Origin of the sequence: Leucobacter sp. VD1, assembly GCF_037150695.1 — a bacterium.
GTDB lineage: Bacteria > Actinomycetota > Actinomycetes > Actinomycetales > Microbacteriaceae > Leucobacter.
In genome coordinates this window covers 165,085-182,601 of sequence record NZ_JBBCPO010000003.1, presented here as the reverse complement: position 1 = coordinate 182,601, position 17,517 = coordinate 165,085, and the positions used below count along the sequence as shown (strand labels likewise).

The 17,517-nt window shown below is 59.6% G+C and carries 14 protein-coding genes and 1 pseudogene; 2 read left to right on the top strand and 13 right to left on the bottom strand.

Going from position 1 to position 17,517, the window contains the following annotated elements:
- Positions 1–17: 17 nt before the first annotated feature.
- The 8 genes from WFL22_RS09895 to WFL22_RS09860 form a co-directional block, all read right to left on the bottom strand.
- Entirely contained in the window at positions 18–2,597 is a 2,580-nt protein-coding gene (locus tag WFL22_RS09895; protein WP_336992618.1) for a DEAD/DEAH box helicase, read from the bottom strand.
- Entirely contained in the window at positions 2,597–4,732 is a 2,136-nt protein-coding gene (locus WFL22_RS09890; RefSeq protein ID WP_336992617.1) for a site-specific DNA-methyltransferase, read from the bottom strand. Before WFL22_RS09890 ends, WFL22_RS09895 begins: the two co-directional genes overlap by 1 nt.
- A 3-nt stretch (positions 4,733–4,735) precedes the next feature.
- Positions 4,736–4,924 (bottom strand): helix-turn-helix domain-containing protein, encoded by a 189-nt coding sequence (locus WFL22_RS09885; protein WP_336992615.1) that lies wholly within the window; start codon positions 4,922–4,924, stop codon positions 4,736–4,738.
- A 479-nt stretch (positions 4,925–5,403) separates the two neighbouring features.
- On the bottom strand, positions 5,404–6,564 hold the full coding sequence (locus tag WFL22_RS09880; RefSeq protein WP_336992613.1) for a hypothetical protein: 1,161 nt from the start codon (positions 6,562–6,564) through the stop codon (positions 5,404–5,406).
- Between the two features lie 2,447 nt (positions 6,565–9,011).
- The gene (locus tag WFL22_RS09875) at positions 9,012–9,338 is read right to left on the bottom strand and encodes a type II toxin-antitoxin system HicB family antitoxin (protein WP_336992611.1); all 327 of its coding nucleotides are present in this window, start codon (positions 9,336–9,338) and stop codon (positions 9,012–9,014) included.
- Positions 9,335–9,586 carry a toxin HicA gene (locus WFL22_RS09870; RefSeq protein ID WP_336992609.1) on the bottom strand — a complete coding sequence of 84 codons (252 nt, stop codon included), beginning with the start codon at positions 9,584–9,586 and terminating at the stop codon, positions 9,335–9,337. The genes WFL22_RS09875 and WFL22_RS09870 overlap by 4 nt, the downstream gene beginning before the upstream one ends.
- 239 nt (positions 9,587–9,825) lie before the next feature.
- The gene (locus WFL22_RS09865; protein WP_336992608.1) at positions 9,826–10,671 is read right to left on the bottom strand and encodes a hypothetical protein; all 846 of its coding nucleotides are present in this window, start codon (positions 10,669–10,671) and stop codon (positions 9,826–9,828) included.
- A gap of 42 nt (positions 10,672–10,713) precedes the next feature.
- On the bottom strand, positions 10,714–11,490 hold the full coding sequence (locus WFL22_RS09860; RefSeq protein WP_336992606.1) for a helix-turn-helix domain-containing protein: 777 nt from the start codon (positions 11,488–11,490) through the stop codon (positions 10,714–10,716).
- 616 nt (positions 11,491–12,106) lie between these two features.
- Here WFL22_RS09860 and WFL22_RS09855 point away from each other — a divergent pair.
- Entirely contained in the window at positions 12,107–12,622 is a 516-nt protein-coding gene (locus tag WFL22_RS09855) for a DUF1643 domain-containing protein (RefSeq protein WP_336992605.1), read from the top strand.
- A gap of 104 nt (positions 12,623–12,726) precedes the next feature.
- On the opposite strand, the gene WFL22_RS09850 is transcribed toward WFL22_RS09855, so the two are convergent.
- The gene (locus tag WFL22_RS09850) at positions 12,727–13,437 is read right to left on the bottom strand and encodes a Fic family protein (RefSeq protein WP_336992603.1); all 711 of its coding nucleotides are present in this window, start codon (positions 13,435–13,437) and stop codon (positions 12,727–12,729) included.
- Between the two features lie 28 nt (positions 13,438–13,465).
- Between WFL22_RS09850 and WFL22_RS09845 the strand changes: the two genes are divergently transcribed.
- Complete coding sequence (locus WFL22_RS09845; RefSeq protein ID WP_001389365.1) at positions 13,466–14,230, top strand: IS6-like element IS6100 family transposase; 765 nt, start codon at positions 13,466–13,468, stop codon at positions 14,228–14,230.
- A gap of 86 nt (positions 14,231–14,316) precedes the next feature.
- On the opposite strand, the pseudogene WFL22_RS12460 reads toward WFL22_RS09845, so the two are convergent.
- The 4 genes and pseudogenes from WFL22_RS12460 to WFL22_RS09825 all read right to left on the bottom strand — a co-directional run.
- A pseudogene (locus WFL22_RS12460) lies at positions 14,317–15,084 on the bottom strand (Gfo/Idh/MocA family protein); the annotation flags it as partial.
- 212 nt (positions 15,085–15,296) lie between these two features.
- Complete coding sequence (locus WFL22_RS09835) at positions 15,297–15,470, bottom strand: hypothetical protein (protein ID WP_018022989.1); 174 nt, start codon at positions 15,468–15,470, stop codon at positions 15,297–15,299.
- 156 nt (positions 15,471–15,626) lie between these two features.
- On the bottom strand, positions 15,627–16,523 hold the full coding sequence (locus WFL22_RS09830) for a carbohydrate ABC transporter permease (protein ID WP_018022990.1): 897 nt from the start codon (positions 16,521–16,523) through the stop codon (positions 15,627–15,629).
- Positions 16,524–16,559: 36 nt separating this feature from the next.
- A complete protein-coding gene (locus tag WFL22_RS09825) occupies positions 16,560–17,516 on the bottom strand; it encodes a carbohydrate ABC transporter permease (protein ID WP_026159504.1) in 957 nt (318 codons plus the stop codon).
- Between the last annotated feature and the right edge of the window lies 1 nt (position 17,517).

Below are 17,517 nucleotides of genomic sequence, written 5' to 3'. Positions count from 1 at the left end.
TGGACCTTGCTCGGTGGTTACCGGTAATCGCTGGCGAGATCGGACTCGTACAACGCACGAGCATCATGCTGAGTACGAATCGCCGCTCGGACCTGATCGCGCTTGAGATCGAGTACGCGGTACTTGCCGTCCGTCTCAGCCACCGACTCGATGCGTCGGAACTCTTGTCCGTACGCCTCGGTGAAGTCCGCGAGGCCGCGAAGCTTGGGCATGGCATCTGCAAGATGGTGCCCGTGGGGATCCACGAGATCCGCAACGATGCCGTCTTGCCCCTCGGCGAAGAACACGAAATCAACGCGAAGGGCTTTCCACTTCTGGGTGCCGTCAGTGTAAGCGATTGCCAGTGATTCCTTGACCGCGCGGTCAGGGTTGCGCCACCACCCTACGAAGCCGTCACGGCCTGCTTCAGCTTCAAGGACGTACCCTTCCCACGTGTTGAGGTTCGCCGGGAATTCTCCGGTCTCAGTGACCATGAGGTGATTCCGGTACAGGGGAATTTCTTTTTCAGTGCCGTCGGGTTCGCGGAGCTTCGTCTCAGCCTGTCCGGTGCGGGGTCGCACCAATTGGATGCGCTCCGGTGTATTCGACATCCCTTCAAGCCGGTCATATTCGGCCTGCTTCTCGTCAGGAAGGTTCTTCCGGTCTACGCGAGTATCAGTGAGCCAACGCTTGGTGAGCTTGTCGGCTTCTTCTTCAACGCTGGAGACGAGCTCAGGCACCATTCCGAGTGCAGCGACCTGGATGCATGCTTCCAGGAGATCATCTTCGTCTGCATCCTCGTCGACGAGGTAGTTCACATACTCCGAGGCCAGCGTGGGGCTGAGGTGTCTGCCGGCAGCGCGATATGCCTCGAGGATCGATCGGGTGTCTGCGATCAGCTCGATTGCCGACGCCTTCACCCCTTCCTCGCCAAAGCGCGCACGGATTTCCTCACCAGACATAGTGAGGATGTCTTTCCGTGCCTCTTCGACCTTCTCTTTGAACTGGGTCGCTCTGGACTCGACCACGCGGCAGAGTTCATCGCTGGCCTGTTTCCCGGCTTGAGCAACAACCTTGTCCTTCGCAAGCGCCGCAGCGAGTGCGAGTGACCGGGTAATCGGTTTTGCCCGTTGCTTCGGAATCGTCACCGTCGGGAGTGTTTCGAACTTGTCCCACACTCCTTCGGGAAGCTCTGTGTTCGGCAGCAGGGTGACCGGCTGGAACAGCACGCGCCGACCCTCGCCACCACCGGTGTCGTTGTCGTCATCGTGCGCGGTGGCGCCCTTCATGAGCATTTTCGCGACGCCCTCAGCCGTCTCCCTGTCGAAATGCGGGAGCATGCAGTCGACTGAGTTCAAAAGCTCATCGCCGGGGATGCGTCGCGCCAAAGGGGTACGGATCATACGACCCAGGAGCTGCGTGATGTATGTCGGATCAACAGCCGACCTAAACGAAATGAGCACCTCGGCACGAGGGCAATCCCAGCCGGTAGAGATCGCCGTTTTGGCGAGCAAGACACGGATGTGCTTCGAATCCTGCACCCGCTGCGGCTCGATGTAGGGCACCGTGTAACCGCCGGCATGGAGATCCTGGTGTTCACCGAAGACGTGCGCGACTGACTCGTACCCAAGCCCAGGCCACGTTTCGAACACAGTGTCGAGCGTGCGCACGATGGTTTCATCGTCAGGCTTATCCGCCAGCTGGACCACGAGAAGAGGTGCGACATTGTCGGCTTCACCTTGCTCCTTTGTGTATTCGTCCCAGGCATTGGTCGAAGCGATCGTCTTTTCGACGGCGTGCTTCAGGAGCACCATGTCGAAAACACCGTTCTCAGCGGGGATCGTCAAGACGATGTTGTCTTTCAGGAGGCCCGAGGCCTGCACGAGCGCGCTATCAACCTGCACTGACGGCAACGCGTTCCGGTTCTCGATCGCCTTCATCGCAGTCTGGAAGCGCTCCACTGTCGCAGAGATACCGAAGACGATGGGGATTGCAGGAACTGTCCCTTGACCGTTGATGAGCTTCTGCACGATCGTCGCGCGATTCTGTGCAGGCTTCATGCCCCTGTGCGCCTCGTCGAGCACGAGGTACAGCGTGAGGTCCTTGTTCTCGATCGTGTTCGCGATGGTGTCGTAGATATTCGACTGCATCTCGTCAGGAGAGGGACGCATCGCATCGAACATGTTGTCGGGGTTCAGACGCGCGCCGGCGCCTTTCACCAGGTTCGAACTCTTGCTGAGCTTCTGTGTGTTCAGGAAGTACACGTGACCAGCTTGGAATGACGAGTCACGGAAATCGTTCGTGATGAGCTTCAACCGGTTGTCGAGCTCGCTCGCTGCAGATTGGATTCGCGCGCGAGACTGCTCGTTCAGTGACGGGTCGTCGGAGAACCAGAGCACTACGGCTCCCGGGTCCGGCTGGAAATCAAACTCTTCTGACCCGAAAATAAGCGCTTCGATCACGGCAGCAGCCATGACGGTCTTACCGGCACCGGTGGTTGCCGACAGCGAGAACTGCGAAAGGAGATTGTGCCGGTGGTAGTTGTCTCGTGCAATACCGAGGTTCCGCAGAACACCTGCGACAGCGTCTGCTTGGTAGTCCTTGAGTGTGTATCGCATTAGAACCCCCGGCTCTGGTTGATCTCGAAGTTCTGCAAGTAGGACTCGTAGAGCTGCACAGTGTGAACCTCGCTCGGGAGTTCACGGCAGATCATCTGGAACGCAGAGGCATTCTCGGTGATAACGAACACAGTCTTGACGGTGTCTGTCTGGCGCATCGCGCTGAGGAACTCGTCTGCGTTGTCGGTGTTCTCGAGCACCGCATAGACCTCTGACACGTTCCAACCGTCGTCTCCGAGATCGTCGATGAGGCGACCTGTCGAGCCGGCACGCATCCACAGCATCGGCGCGATACGAGAGAACGCCCGGTTGTGCCGCACCGAGAATGGCGTCTCGTAAGTGAGCGTGAAGAACGCAGCGTTCTCCTCGAACCCGTCAGCCATCGGGAACTCATCCGTGAACTTATAGTCACCCTTGATCGGGTCACCGTCGGGGGTCAACCCCGTGATCGCTGCCTTGATACGAGGCTTGGTGATGTAGTCACAGATGCCCCACTTGTCCCAGTCAGGATCACCTGGTCGGAGCCCCTGCTTACGGAGCTTCACCTGTTCATCGGCGCCTACCTCGTTGTTGGTGATGGCGATGCTGCGCCGCCGGCCTCCGTCTTGCTTGTTCAAACGCATGACAGCGTGAGCTGTCGTGCCAGAACCAGAGAAGAAGTCGAGGACTACCGCTTCTGGCTTTTCTTTTATGAAGAAACGGAGAGCGTCTTCTACCGCGTAGAGCGACTTTGGGTATGGGAATTTTCTTCCAGGAAGACATGCTTTGACAAACCATGCTCCGTGCTCAGCCGCTGAGTGAGACACCTTGTTCCAAGTTGTCATAGGCGCATAGGTTTTGGCGCCCTCGCGATAACGAAGCTTCAGATCGCCTTCTGGGTTGCGCCCGAGAACTTCGATATCTCCGGATTCAACTTTGGCGACCATGCCGCTCTGAAGATACTGCGGGCTGCGCAGACCAGTAGTGACATCACGTTTTGAGAAACGCACGTATCCTTTTGCCAAGTAATCAGTGAACGTCTGCGGAGACAAGCGCCACATTAGTTCGCGACCATACCCGTCAATTGGCCACACTGCGACTGTGCCATCCGGTGGAGTGTAATCATCAGGATGAAGATCGATGTTCAACGGTGCGCCCACTGAATGATAAGTTCCGTCCTCCTTGTCTAAATGAATAGGCCAGAACATGCTGGGAATACGCGTCCGAAGACTACCCTCTCCGTTCCGAATCAGTCCGTTCCAGCGAACTTGAGGGATTGCATCTGCCTTGACTTCCCGGAGCATGTCGGAATTTGATGGCTTAACGAAAGAGCTTCCGAACATAACGAAAAAAATGTATTCGTCGGTACGACTGAAACGACCTGTTCGTGAAGAACCGCTCGGGTTGATCACACTCGCAATCATCTGAATATCTGCCCCAGGGAACGTCTGCTCCAGCAGCATCCCAAGTCGCAGATACTCCTTCTCATCGATCGTGACGATCAAGACCGAGTCATCCGGGTTCAGCAGATCCTTCGCGACCAGGAGGCGTCGCTCCATGAAGGCGAGCCACTTCGAATGGCGGTAGTCATCGTCACCTTCGACGTAGTCGTTGTTGTACTTCCAATCACGGGCACCCGTGTTGTAGGGCGGGTCAATGTAGATCGCGTCGATCTTCCCGCGGTGCGTGTAGGTCAGCATCTCAAGCGCATGGAAGTTCTCTGCGTTGATCACCGTGTGGAACGGCTTGTCTCCACCATTCGCCACACGACCGGTCTCAACGAGGCCTGGATAGATCTTGTCCTCGAACTCCGCGACCACTACGAGGTCGGCGACATCTGCAGTCGCTTCTTCGGGCTCACCGTTCGTGATCTCGAGGAGAGTCGCGGTCTTACCGGTCTCCGTCTTGGAGAGTGACTCCACTGCCCACAGCCGCTGATCCCCCTTCGCGGTCTCACCGCGGGCGGGGAGGATGCGCACCTTGGAACCCCGCCGGATCTTTTGACCGGGGAGCTCAACGGCTTCTGGCTGGTGACGCTCAAAAACGAGCCCGAACGAGCGTCGCTGTGTGAGGGCAGTGATCTCCTTCTCAAGATCCGCGCTCAACTGCGGGTCAGTTGCCCGAAGCTGTCTCATGAGGTCTGTAAGTCGTGACATCTATTACTCGTTCTCTCCGGATGAAGCCCCGCCCTGGCGCACCCAGTCGTCGACTTCACTAGCTTGAAATTTCCACAGTCGACCGATCTTGTGCGCAGGCATCTCCTGCGTGTGGATCCAGGTGTAGACCGTGTCTTTAGACACCCCGAGGTGCGAAGCGATGTCATCGGCTGACAGCCACTGCTCTGACATACCGCCCCCTTTACCCGCCAATCGGGTTATGTCTCATTAATCAGGATCTTATTCGTTGTCATCCATTTACACACGTGACAATCGGGGTTGGTCGGAATAAGACGGGTCTTGGCAGAGAGGTCCATCACAACTTCGGTGCTCACACAGGGCGCAGTTCACTCCCCCACTATCACTGAGCCCTCAGACACTAGGCCGAGGTTCACCTCACCGCCCACGCTCATCCCCGATATGCGCAATTTACGCACCGAAACGCTAAGCGCATCCTCTCCGTCGTTCATATACGAATGAAACTCGCGCTCAAACTGCTCAGCATCTTCTCACTTCAAGGGGTAGGATTTTTATAGCGGATATTGATACTTATCCCAGCTATTTCGTGAAAGCAACCCCGCTTGAGACTTGTGGGTCGTGCATACACTGACGCATAAGTCAAGAAGTTCAGATGATTACCGATCACAGGCACCAATCCGGTCGGTCAATTATTACTGAACTTGCAGCTCAAATGAAGCTCTAGTCTCGGCGCCAGATAGGCCTCGGCGTCGAGCGTACCCACGGACTGGTTGTCCACGAAGGGGTGGGCGCCAGCCCGGTACCAAGTCAAGAAGTGACTGCTCAAGGAATAGATCCTCGGTCCAGCGTGGATGAGCATGCTGCCAGTCCTCATCGTGAATGATGAACTCTTTAAATCGGCGACCAAAGAACGTCGGCGCCTCCATCCCACGCATCATAGATTGCTTCGGGGTCTGCTGACTCCACTTAAGATAAAGAGCCTGAAGGTAACTTGTCGGCACGAACGAACAGGTCAGGTGAGGACTGCAATCTAAGAAGAACGACTGCAGCTGTTCTACGTAAGGAGCGCTGAAACGTAGTTGTCTGCCACCCTTCACGTCTTCCAAAGCAGCTCGAGGCCCTGTTACCCCGTGCTCTTGTTGGATGGCCTGCTTGAGACGGTGTTCTGAGCTTTTGATGTACGACTTGAGTGACGAGACCGCGCTCAGGATGCGTTGAGTGTCTGCTCGATGGTCAGTCCCAACAATTGAAGAACTCGATCCGGTGCGGATCAGGTATTTTCTACGTTGATCTCTGAAGTGAAGAAAGGTCACGGCAGTGATCTGGAGAGATCTCGATTGGAGTACTGCAAGAGCCTCTTGGGTCTCATCGCTGAAACCTTCGGCAACAACGAACAGTTGCGGTTCTCCCTGAAGCTCTTCCGGAATCTCTTGTTGAAATAATTCGGCGAATGATTCCCTCAGTGCGAAGTCGCCCGAGCTAGGGCTGTACATGATCTCAAGGTCTGCGAGCGTGAGCTTCTTAGCGGAAGCGAAGTAGCTGACTATCTGACTTACTACGTCGCGTGATGCACTCCCCGCTTTAAGCTCAATCACGCAAAGTCTGCATTCGCTATCAAGTGCGAGAAGATCAGCTCGCCTTCTATCGATACTCACTTGCCGCGCAATCATCAATAGCTCGATTCCAAGCAAGCTAGGAACCGCTTCAATAATCTGTTCCAGCAGCGCTTCTGAAGCGATGCGACTCGGTGCCAGTACTCGAGGTTCACCATCGTCAAATCGAAGCACTCGTGCAGTCCGAGCGCGGTCAGGCATTGATCTCAGATTCTCAAACTCGGGCACGGAATCAAACATATTTGCATTTGAAGCGACACCGAACTCACCCGACTACGGGCTGTCGTTGGCACCCAGATTCCTTTCTGCTCATAAATGAACGCTTGGGATCACAGGCCCCGATCTCAGGGATTTCAATTTCCAGAATGATTCACAGTTGGCACTCAGGCTCGAACCAGCCCTGCCCCCAATCTTCCACGTCGCAGACGCGCCTGTAGCGCGCTCTGTCACATGACAGAACTTCGACCCCCCGGCGAAGATCTGTGCACCGGCGGCGCCATCTCCAAAACCTGGGTGTGGAGCGAACGCAGCGAAGCAAGTGCAGCAGCACATCCAGCCCGGCCGCGCGGTAGGGCGGGAGCACCACCAGAGAGCCCAGTGGGCTCTCGCAGGGGCCAGGAGCGAAGCGACGCAGTGAGGGCCCAAGGAGCGCCAGCGACGAAGGGTGAGGGGGCGGAAGGATCGGGCGAAGCACGCATCCGAAACGACCCCGAATGAGTGTCGGCTATGCCGACTAGCAACCACGTTTTGAGACCACTCGGAGAGGGGACGAAAAATGGGGGCGCTACCACTCACCCTTATGCTCTTCCCTCCGGGGCGCCTACTTTCGGAGCTACAGCGGAGAAGTAGGCGTTTCTTCGGCGTCAACTCAAGGCAAAAGTCATATTTCAAGGTTCAGAATATGAAGCCAAAAGTCAGATTCTGACGTTGGTTCATATTCTGAGGCGAGATTTTGCCGCGGAATCATGCCATTTTTTGGTGAATCTCAGAATCTGGATTTTGAACGCAGTGGTAGCCAGAATCTGAGCCGCGTATCGCGCGGTAGGGCCGGAATCTGATCTCAGATTCTGGGCCGTAATTCACGTGGCTCCAGTCGTGGCACACGGCTGGTCTCTACCGTTGACGCCGGGGGTGTTCGGCCCTGCCGAGCACCACATTGCTACGCTCTTCCACCGCTTCACAGCAGGGGGTCGAAGGCTCCATCGGAGCCGGAGATCCACGGCTCGGAGTGAGGGTGCTGCACACGGCAGCACCAGGGCATGGAGCCCCGCGGAAGGCCCGGATGACTCCGCTCACGGTGGGTCAGATGAGGGGTGGAACAGAGCACTGCTTCGCGGTGCTCGGGGCCAGCACCAGCTGCTTGCAAGGGTCCTTGATACCCGCATCGGGGCACGTGGTGCTCGACGAGGAAGCTGGGTGGCGACCCACCCCGCGACACGGAAAAGCGCCTCTGCCCAGTGGGATGAAAGACTGCACCGAGCACCATCTGGGCTGCCTGAAAACTTAACTTCTGGACACTGCATCGCAGTGGCCTCAGTCAGCTCCTGCGGGGTCACCACCACGCAGCCAGATGAGGGGCTTCGGGAGCAACTCTCGCGCGTCGCGAGACGCTGAAACGAAGGAGGCTCGGGGGGTACTGAACGGGTGGAAGAAGCAGTGCACAGGCATCGCGTGGGTGCTGCTTCTGGAGCTCGTTCGAGGCGCGAAAGCGGCGTCTTGCATCCCTGAGCAAACGAAGAGAAAGCGGCTGAGAAGCGACGGGCTTGGGACTGTTTATGGAGCCTGGGAACTCCACTTTTTGAGCAGCCGAATCAGGCTGCGAGACAGGCTCTTGAGGATCTCTCACGGCTCTGAAACTCGGTCTCACGAGCACGCCTGAGAGCCCGCGTAGCGGCGACCTCGAGGCGGGTTCCAGAGACGAGAAATCGGGGGGGCGGGGTAGCGGCCTGTCGGCTACCACAGCACCTTGCTAATGCGTGTGCAACCAGGCGGAGTTCGCGGCGAATGCCGAGGACTGCGCTTGCTTTGGAGCTCTGTCGCTGGCGCGGTTCCCGGAGTGTGCAGCATGCTCGCGGAGGGAGACCGCTCCAGCGAGAGAGCGGATCTCGCACCGGTGCAGATACGCGCCACGCCCCACGCACCCCGAGAAACTGAGCTGAGATACCACCCCCGAAGCGGGGCTTCGAAGCGGGTTTCAGACCCCGTACCCTGGCACACTTGTGACCGTTTTCTGGTCACTTGTGACCGCAAATTGGCCACTTGTGGCCAGAAAGTGACCAGATGTGTACCAGGGTTCAGGCCCGAGGGCCTCGAAACAGCACTGAGAAGCTGATTTCAGCCTCACCGAGTGCACCCTGGCCTCGTTGTGGTCACAAAGTGGCCACGTCTGGCCCACTTGTGGGCGTTTTGTGACCAGGGTGCGAAGATCAGCACCGCCCTGGTACACCTGTGGCCAGAATTAGGCCACATTTGGCCCACTTGTGGGCGAGAAATGGCCAGGGGCGTGCGTTACCACCTCGCCCTGGCACACTTGTGACCGTTTTGTGGCCACTTGTGGGCAGATTGTGACCAGGGCTCTCGAAGCGCGCCGCGCTCGAGCCTGAGAGAAAAAGAACCCCCGCAGCCGGCGCTAGGCGCGAGCTACGGGGGTTCTGAGTGTTATGGCCTTGGAGGGAGCAGTGTGCGGGTTACGCTCCGACGAGTCTGCTTGCGACGAGTCGGTTGAGTGATACCTGCTGCTCCGCCGCATCTATTGCGAGCTGCCGGTGCATTTCCGGTGTGACACGAGTCATGAACTTTCCGGAGAATGTGCGATCAGCAAATGCGACAGGCGGCGTCTCGCCGGAGGCTTGCATATCTTCGAGCACGTCTGAGACAAGTGCAAGGATGCCCGAGAGCGCAGCCGTTTGATCCTCGGCGATCCAGGAAACCGACGGCAGCTCAGCAACAGTAGCCAGGTACGCCTCGTCTTCGGCGGACCAGCGCACGCGGTAGGTGTAATGGTTGGCGTTCATGGCTTCTCCTGTTCTTGTTTCTCGATCGCGGCAAGTACTTGTTTGACTTGGTAAGGCTTGGATTCTCCGTGAAAGTTCTGGATATTTACTCGCGGATCCCCTTGCCAGGGCATCCGGTACACCCGATGTGAGGTACCTCTCTGACGGGGTTCTCCAAAGTGGTGATCGCACACTTTCACGAGATCTGCATACCGGATGCCCTTGGGGTTGTCTTGCATCTTTTTGAGAATCTGTTCGACGCTGGGCACGTATCTATAGTATCAGTATGGATACTGTTTTGGTGACTTCTGCTTGACTCAGAATGATGTTCCGTGGCCTTCCGTCACACGAGGCACTCAAGCTCATTACCGGTTTCCTGAGCTGAATCAGTGGCGTCTACTCCGGTGAACTTGCACAGCGCCTGGGCCTCAGAGATATAAGAACCCCCCGTAGCCGGCGCTAAGCGCGAGCTACGGGGGTCGAGTGAGAGGCTGTGTTCCTGCGCCGCTTAGCTCTTGTCGAGCATCGTGCAGGTGGTGAGGAACTCGATCATCGTGGTTCCGTCGTTCGTACGGAACAGCTCATCGAGTGCCACGTTGAACTCTTCTTGCCTGGCATACGGGATGTTCAGCGGCTCGTAGCCGGCTTGCATCAGCGCACCAGTCATCATGATGCGCGCCGTGCGCTTGTTGCCGTCGAAGTAGAACTGGCTTCGTGTGGCAGAGGCGAAGTACACGAGTGCGCGTGCTCGCGGATCAGCAAGCGCACCAAGACCCGCGATGAGGTTCGCGTAGTCGGCCACCAGGTGCTCACCGTCAGTTCCGTGCGCGTCACCGTCGATGCTGCCACCGCTCGCGAGAAGCACATTGCCACCACCTTGGACGCTTCCTTCGCCCCTGAAGTGCCCCGACTCGATCGCTTCGTGCCTCGCGAAAACGCCATGGATGCGGTCGCTGGTGGCTTTGTCTAACCGGAACGTGCCGTCTGCGACAGCGTTCGCCATCAGTTCCATGCCTTCGGTGAGGGCGAGGATCTGCTCGGCTTCTTCGATCCGCTTGCCGCCGACGGTCACACCGTCAAGGAGTGTTTGCACCTGCGGCAGTGTGAAGGTGTTGCCTTCGAGCGCGGCCGCGTTCCACACGAGCTCGGGCAGCGACTTCCGAAGCCGATACAGTGACCGCTGGATCTCAGACGGCTTGATGAGGTCGAAGTTCACTTTCCCAGGGAGCCAAGAGATCCGGCCGGTCTTAAGCTGCTGGAAGGCGTCGCGACTGGCAGCCTCCGGCGCGCCGGGATGCTTCTCGTGACGCGCGTGATTCTCAGCTGCTCGCTTTGCGAAGTCCGCAGCGGTCATGCCCCACTTTTTTGGCGCTGGAGTCTCGTGATTCATCGCAGCTCACCACCCCGCCGTGATCTCATCAGCGAGGGCGTCGTAACCGAGACCGTAGAGGTCAAGCGCCGCCTGAATGGGAGCGACCACGGGGTGTCTGACCGTAGGCGGCGTCAGCATGTCAATGAGATACGCCTGCATCGTGGGAGCCACCATGACACCAGCGGCCTGGTACTCTCGCATCTCAACCAGAGTCACAGCAAGCCGTTCGGCTGCGGCGTCAACGTCGGGAGCCCAGGCGATCACGGGACCGGGGTCTGGAGCGTGACCGAGATAGGCTCGTGCAGCAGCGACACCAGAGAGCGCCCCGCCCAGGGGTGCGATCGCGCTGCTTGCGACGTCGATGATACGATCTTGGGTGACCCCGACCTTCGGCGCGAAGAAGCGCGCGCCTGTCCGATGTTGAGGAGCTGCGTACCGTCCGGCGAGCGGCAGCAGCTGATCTTGGGTTTCGATCTGCCGCGTCAGCCGTGCGACCCAGTCAATCACTGCCTGTGCGCCGCTGTCCTGAGCGAGTATGTCCCAGTCATGCAGCTCAGTGAGATCCGGCGTAGCCGGGTCAGCGATCACACGGGCAGCTACGGCTGAAGCTGGGTCGCTTGCAGGCACGAGAGAGAGGTCGAGGTCGAGACCCGCAGCAAGGGCGAATTCTCTGAGCGTCGAGAGTGTCGGAGACGTGACACCGTCGCGAACGCGTTGCACAGTCATGCGTGAGAGCCCGGTCGCCCGCGCGGTTGCGCTGGGGGTGCTTCCGAGCTCTTGAATCAGTGTTGCAACATCCATGTATCAAGTGTAACAAAGATGTGGCGCAAGCGGGAGTGATGTGGCGGATGTATTCGATCGATGACCAGGGCTCTCGACGCGCGCCGCGCTCGAACAGGAGAAAAAAGAACCCCCGCAGCCGGCGCTAAGCGCGAGCCACGGGGGGGTAATTAGAAGCTGTGCTCGTTGGCGGTATAGCTCCTATCGGGCAGCATGCAGTTGGTGAGGAACGCGATGAGGGTGGTTCCGTCACTTGTTCGGAACAGCTAATCGAGGGCCAGGTTGAACTCCTCTTCTCTTGCGTAGGGATATTCATCGGCTCCTAGTCGGCTTGTTTCAGCGCACCGGTCATCATGATGCGCGCCGTGCGCTTGTTGCCATCGAAGTGGAACCGGCTTCGTGTTGCAGACGCGAAGTACACGAGAGCACGAGCTCGCGGATCAGCGAGGGTCGCGAGGCTGGCGAAGTGGCGTTCAAGAGACGACTCAACCTAACGAGAAATCGGAGGCGGCCCTTTCGGCTTGCAGGAGCACCTCGATTATCCATGAGCAACCAGACGGAGTTCGTGGCACTCGCCAACATCAACGACTCACCCGCACGACCACGCAATGTCTGCGCCCTCCCGTAGGTTGGACTTATGACTACGTGGCTCTGGGAGAAAACCGCAGACGGAACCGCCCGATTCGTGCTTGGCACCGAGGGCGAGCACCCACTCGTCTGCTTCGGTATCAACCCCAGCACTGCTGTGCCGAACAACCTCGATCCAACGGTGACTCGAGTGAGCAAGTTCGCCTCTCGCACCCCGGGTCAGTTCGACAGCTGGGTGATGTTCAACGTCTACCCGCAGATCTCCACTGACCCAACGGGGATGCACCTCGCACTCGACCCTGACCTCAAAGCAGAGAACGAGCGTCACATCGCGCAGCTCGTTGACGGCCGCGCGCTCACTCTGCTCGCAGCCTGGGGGACGCTCGTTGAATCACGGCCCTATCTCTTGGATGCCATGCGCGACATCGTGCAGCTCCCAGAGCTTCAGGCCTGTACATGGGTCTCACTCGGTGACCCCACGAAGGCCGGCCACCCCCGTCACCCGCTCTACCTCAAGAGCGCCACGCCGTTTGTGCCGTTCGATGTCGCAGCGTACGTCGCCTGATTTGTGTCACGAATTATTGCAAGGCTTGCGTCTCGCGATGTGTCCCCAGTTGTTTCAATTGGCAACATCCGTCACTTCTTACTAACGGTTAGATTCAGTAGCTGTTACCCATCCTGCATTAGCACGCCGAACACGCGAGGTGCGTAGAAGCGTCGATTGCGTGTGCTCGCATCAAGGGGCTCCAGCACACCCAGCTCGCACAGCTCGTCGATCAATCGACGGACTCGCTGGGTCGTGAGATTCAGTGACTCTGCAGCGGTCTTCACGTTAAAGACAGTCTGAGCGATGCTGAGGTCCACCAGCGAGTGCGCCGAATCAGCACGAATCGAAGACGCACGGATCTGCTCCTTGAGCTCACTCTGTACCCGCACAAGCGCGTTGAGCTGTTTCAGCGTCTGCCGTGCAGACGCATCAAGACCTTTGGCGAAGAAGGTCACAAAGCTGTCCCAGTCACCGTCTGTGCTCACGGCGAGCAGCCGGTCGTAATACTCCTGGCGCCGCGCCTCAAACCACGGCGACACGGTCAGGATCGGCTCAGTCAACACCTCCGAGTGCAGCAGGTGCAGCACGATCAGGAAGCGCCCGAGTCGGCCGTTTCCGTCGCGGTACGGGTGCAGGGTCTCGAATTGATAGTGAGCCATTGCTGCTGCGACTACCGGATCGATTACATCCCGGTGGTCAGCCTGCATCCAATCAGCAAGGGCTCGAAGATCCGCCTGAAGCGGGAGCCCCGGTGGCGACGGCACAAACCGCGCTGCGTGCACCGGCAATGCACCCGGAGGGGCTCTGTTGCAAAAATCGTGAAGCTTGAGCATGCTTGGCGGAGATTGGACGGACGGAACGATGACGGATTTCAAGTGGCGCCATTTCCAGGGTGATGTGATCCTGTGGGCGGTGCGCTGGTATTGTCGCTATCCGATCAGCTATCGCGACCTTGAGGAAATGCTGGCGGAACGCGGCATTTCGGTCGACCATACGACGATCTATCGCTGGGTCCAGTGCTACGCCCCGGAGATGGAGAAGCGGCTGCGCTGGTTCTGGCGGCGTGGCTTTGATCCGAGCTGGCGCCTGGATGAAACCTACGTCAAGGTGCGGGGCAAGTGGACCTACCTGTACCGGGCAGTCGACAAGCGGGGCGACACGATCGATTTCTACCTGTCGCCGACCCGCAGCGCCAAGGCAGCGAAGCGGTTCCTGGGCAAGGCCCTGCGAGGCCTGAAGCACTGGGAAAAGCCTGCCACGCTCAATACCGACAAAGCGCCGAGCTATGGTGCAGCGATCACCGAATTGAAGCGCGAAGGAAAGCTGGACCGGGAGACGGCCCACCGGCAGGTGAAGTATCTCAATAACGTGATCGAGGCCGATCACGGAAAGCTCAAGATACTGATCAAGCCGGTGCGCGGTTTCAAATCGATCCCCACGGCCTATGCCACGATCAAGGGATTCGAAGTCATGCGAGCCCTGCGCAAAGGACAGGCTCGCCCCTGGTGCCTGCAGCCCGGCATCAGGGGCGAGGTGCGCCTTGTGGAGAGAGCTTTTGGCATTGGGCCCTCGGCGCTGACGGAGGCCATGGGCATGCTCAACCACCATTTCGCAGCAGCCGCCTGATCGGCGCAGAGCGACAGCCTACCTCTGACTGCCGCCAATCTTTGCAACAGAGCCCCGTTCGGGTCGCCCACCGAGATCGTTCCCGCCGTTCCGTAGATCTCGATCATCGGCGCCCGCGTCTGCCAGATGTCGAAACTCATCGTGACGGTCGAACTGACGCCGCTCTCGTGGAACAGGATGGCGGAGATGTGCGTGTCGATCGCCACATCGAGCGGAGTGCCCTGCAACGGACCGCTGCCGATCGACCGACGGCGATCCGACGTGCTCACGGATCCGGCGACCGAGACGACCGGTCCGAACATCGTGACCAGCGTCGTCAGGTAGTACGGGCCCATGTCGAAGAGCGGCCCACCGCCGGGCTGGTAGTAGAACTGGGGCGACGGATGCCACGACTCGTGCCCCGGCGACGACCAGTGCGCGGAGGCGCCCACGGGCGCGCCGATCGTGCCGGCATCGAGAAGGTTCCGCGCCGTCTGCACGCCGGTGCCGAGCACGGTGTCCGGTGCCGAACCGACACGGAGGCCGGCGGCATCCGCCGCTCGCAGCAGTTCGGCGGCCTCGGCGACGTTCAGGCCGAGCGGCTTCTCGGCGAACACGTGCTTTCCGGCGGCGATCGCGCGCAGCCCGACCTCGACGTGAGCCGCGGGGATCGTCAGGTTCAGCACCGCGTCGATGCGATCGTCCGCAAGAAGGTCGTCGACGCTGAGCGCCTCGACGTTCTGCTCGATCGCGACGGCGTCCGCGCGCTCCGCGTTGACATCCGCGACCGCCACGAGCTCGAGGTTCGACAGCTTCGGGATCTGAGCGAAGTACTGCTCGGCGATCTTGCCGACGCCGATGACGCCGATCCTCATCGGAGTGGTCATGGATGTTCCTTCAGTTCGGCGCACGACCGCCGTCCTTCATCTCGCGGCGGTCGTGCCCGCGACGACGAGCGACGTCGTGAGGTTCATGTGGAAGCCATGCAGGTCGCCGATGAACCGATTTGTTGTCGGCTCCGACAATGCATGACGTGACCAATGTACCGAACTTCGAACGGTGGGTCCGATTCACCCGCAATCGCCGCTCACGGCAGATCAGCCAGGTCCACGTCCTCGTCGTCTTCGTCTTCGTCTTCGTCTTCGTCTTCGTCTTCGGACGTCCCTGTACTCGGACCGAGGTCGGGGTCGACGTCCTGACCGGGCAGCACGCCGTCCTCGTCGGGCATGGCGCCTTCTTCGTCGGGCAGCGAATCGGACATGGTGTTCTCCGTTCTGGTCGGAATCAGTTGCCACCAGAGTCGCGCTGCCCGGCCATTTCGCCATCCCCGTTGACACACAACCTGGCGCCGTGACTCGCACAAGAAATCACCCGGGTCATCAGGGAACGGAGACGCGCCCCGCGATCTGCGGCGTCCCTACTTCAACCCTGATCGCACGAACGCGTCGACGACGTAGCGCTGAAGGAAGATGTAGATCAGCAGCACGGGGACGCACGCGAGACCCGCAGCCGCCATCGTCGCGCCCCAGTTGTTGCCCTCCGCCGAGAGGAAGCTTCGCACTCCGACCTGGATGAGCGCATCGCCCTGCTTCATGATGAGCGCCGGCCAGAGGTACTCGTTCCATGCCGAGATGAATCCCATGATCCCCAGTGCCGCGAGCGCGGGCTTCATGTTCGGGACGACGACGGTCCAGAGCGTCGACCAGCTGCTTCGGCCGTCGAGCTGGGCCGCCTCGAGCAGTTCGCGCGGGAACGATCGCATGTGCTGCACCATCAGCAGCACGGCGAACGCACCCGCCAGCTGCGGCACGACGACGCCGCCGATCGTTCCCAGCATCCCGAGCTGGGACACGAGCAGGTAGTTCGGGATCATCGTGACCTGGAAGGGTACGAGCCAGGATCCGATGAAGAGGAACATCAGCAGCTTCTTTCCTGCGAAGTCCCATACGGCGAAGCCGTAGGCGGCGAGCACGGCGATGAGCAGTTGCGCCGCGGCCAAGAGCAGCGACATCACGAACGTGTTGCCGAGCATGCCTGCGATCGGGATCGTGTCCCAGACGTACGCGAAGTTGTCGAGGCTCAACGGCCAGGGCAGCAGAGTCTGATCGAGGGCGTTCTCCGGTGCCCGCATCGCGGTCGCGAACATCCAATAGACGGGGAAGATGCTGAAGATCGCGAGTCCGATGAGAATGATGTGCCCCACGATGACGCCTGTACGGCTCTTCGAGCCGACCGCGAGGTCGTCCGTCTTCGACTGCACCTTGTTACGTGTCCCGGAGACGGCAGCGGGGAGCGGGATGGTGACGAATGCCATGATTCTTGTCTCTCGGTGGTGAGGGGAGCGCTGGGCTCAGTTGTCGTAGAAACTCAGCCGGTCCTGCAGCTCGAGGAACACGAGCGCGATGACGCCGAAGCCGATGAAGAAGATCACACCGGCCGCGGCCGAGATTCCGGCGTCGAAGTTCTGGAAGCCGAACTGGTAGAGCAGGTAGTAGATGTTCGTGGTGGAGTTCGTCGGTCCGCCCTGGGTGAGCAGGTCGATGATCGGATACGTCCATTGCGCGGCGAGCAGAATCGTCATGAGGGCGAGGAACACGATCGTGGGCGAGAGCAGCGGAAGCGTGATCTTGCGGGTGATCGCCCCGTTGCCGGCTCCGTCGAGCGACGCGGCCTGTCCATATTCAGGGCTGATGCCCGCGAAGCCCGCCGCCACCACGAGCACGCCGAATCCGAGCATCTGCCAGCCGACGATGACGACCACGGCCCAGATGGCCAGGGTCTCGTCACGGAAGACGTTCGGCATGTCTATGCCGATGGCGGCGAGCACCGTGGCGAAGGCCCCCTGCTCGGCGAACAGCCAGCGCCACACGGCGCCGGTGGCTACCGGGGTCACCAGGAACGGCACGAAGATGAGCGCCTGGTAGAACGTACGCATCCGCCCCTGCACCTGCTTCGCCAGCATCGCGATGACGATGGGCAGCACCAACGAGAACACCAGGAACGCCGCGACGTACACGACGGTGTTGGTGATCGCCGTGTGCAGTTCGGGCAGTTGCGCCACCTCGACGTAGTTGTCGAAGCCGACGAAGGTCTTCGGGCTGGTCGGCAGTAGATTCCAGTCGTAGAACGACAACCCGAACGTCTGCACCAGCGGGCTGTATGTCCAGAGGATGAGGAACGCCACTCCGGGGAGCACGTAAAGGTAGGGGGCGAGTGCGCCGGGGCGGATCCTACGCCGGGGCGTCGGCGTCGGATCCGCTTCGATCGCAGGCGCAGTTCCCGAAGGAGCGGAAACGGCAACGAACATG

Bases quoted from the DNA above. Each gene is read 5' to 3' on its own strand.
- WFL22_RS09825 (WP_026159504.1), bottom strand. From the start codon at position 17,516: ATGTTCGTTGCCGTTTCCGCTCCTTCGGGAACTGCGCCTGCGATCGAA.
- WFL22_RS09850 (WP_336992603.1), bottom strand. From the start codon at position 13,437: ATGCTCAAGCTTCACGATTTTTGCAACAGAGCCCCTCCGGGTGCATTG.
- WFL22_RS09890 (WP_336992617.1), bottom strand. From the start codon at position 4,732: ATGTCACGACTTACAGACCTCATGAGACAGCTTCGGGCAACTGACCCG.
- WFL22_RS09830 (WP_018022990.1), bottom strand. From the start codon at position 16,523: ATGGCATTCGTCACCATCCCGCTCCCCGCTGCCGTCTCCGGGACACGT.
- WFL22_RS09885 (WP_336992615.1), bottom strand. From the start codon at position 4,924: ATGTCAGAGCAGTGGCTGTCAGCCGATGACATCGCTTCGCACCTCGGG.
- WFL22_RS09880 (WP_336992613.1), bottom strand. From the start codon at position 6,564: ATGTTTGATTCCGTGCCCGAGTTTGAGAATCTGAGATCAATGCCTGAC.
- WFL22_RS09865 (WP_336992608.1), bottom strand. From the start codon at position 10,671: ATGACCGCTGCGGACTTCGCAAAGCGAGCAGCTGAGAATCACGCGCGT.
- WFL22_RS09895 (WP_336992618.1), bottom strand. From the start codon at position 2,597: ATGCGATACACACTCAAGGACTACCAAGCAGACGCTGTCGCAGGTGTT.
- WFL22_RS09860 (WP_336992606.1), bottom strand. From the start codon at position 11,490: ATGGATGTTGCAACACTGATTCAAGAGCTCGGAAGCACCCCCAGCGCA.
- WFL22_RS09845 (WP_001389365.1), top strand. From the start codon at position 13,466: ATGACGGATTTCAAGTGGCGCCATTTCCAGGGTGATGTGATCCTGTGG.
- WFL22_RS09875 (WP_336992611.1), bottom strand. From the start codon at position 9,338: ATGAACGCCAACCATTACACCTACCGCGTGCGCTGGTCCGCCGAAGAC.
- WFL22_RS09835 (WP_018022989.1), bottom strand. From the start codon at position 15,470: ATGTCCGATTCGCTGCCCGACGAAGAAGGCGCCATGCCCGACGAGGAC.
- WFL22_RS09855 (WP_336992605.1), top strand. From the start codon at position 12,107: ATGACTACGTGGCTCTGGGAGAAAACCGCAGACGGAACCGCCCGATTC.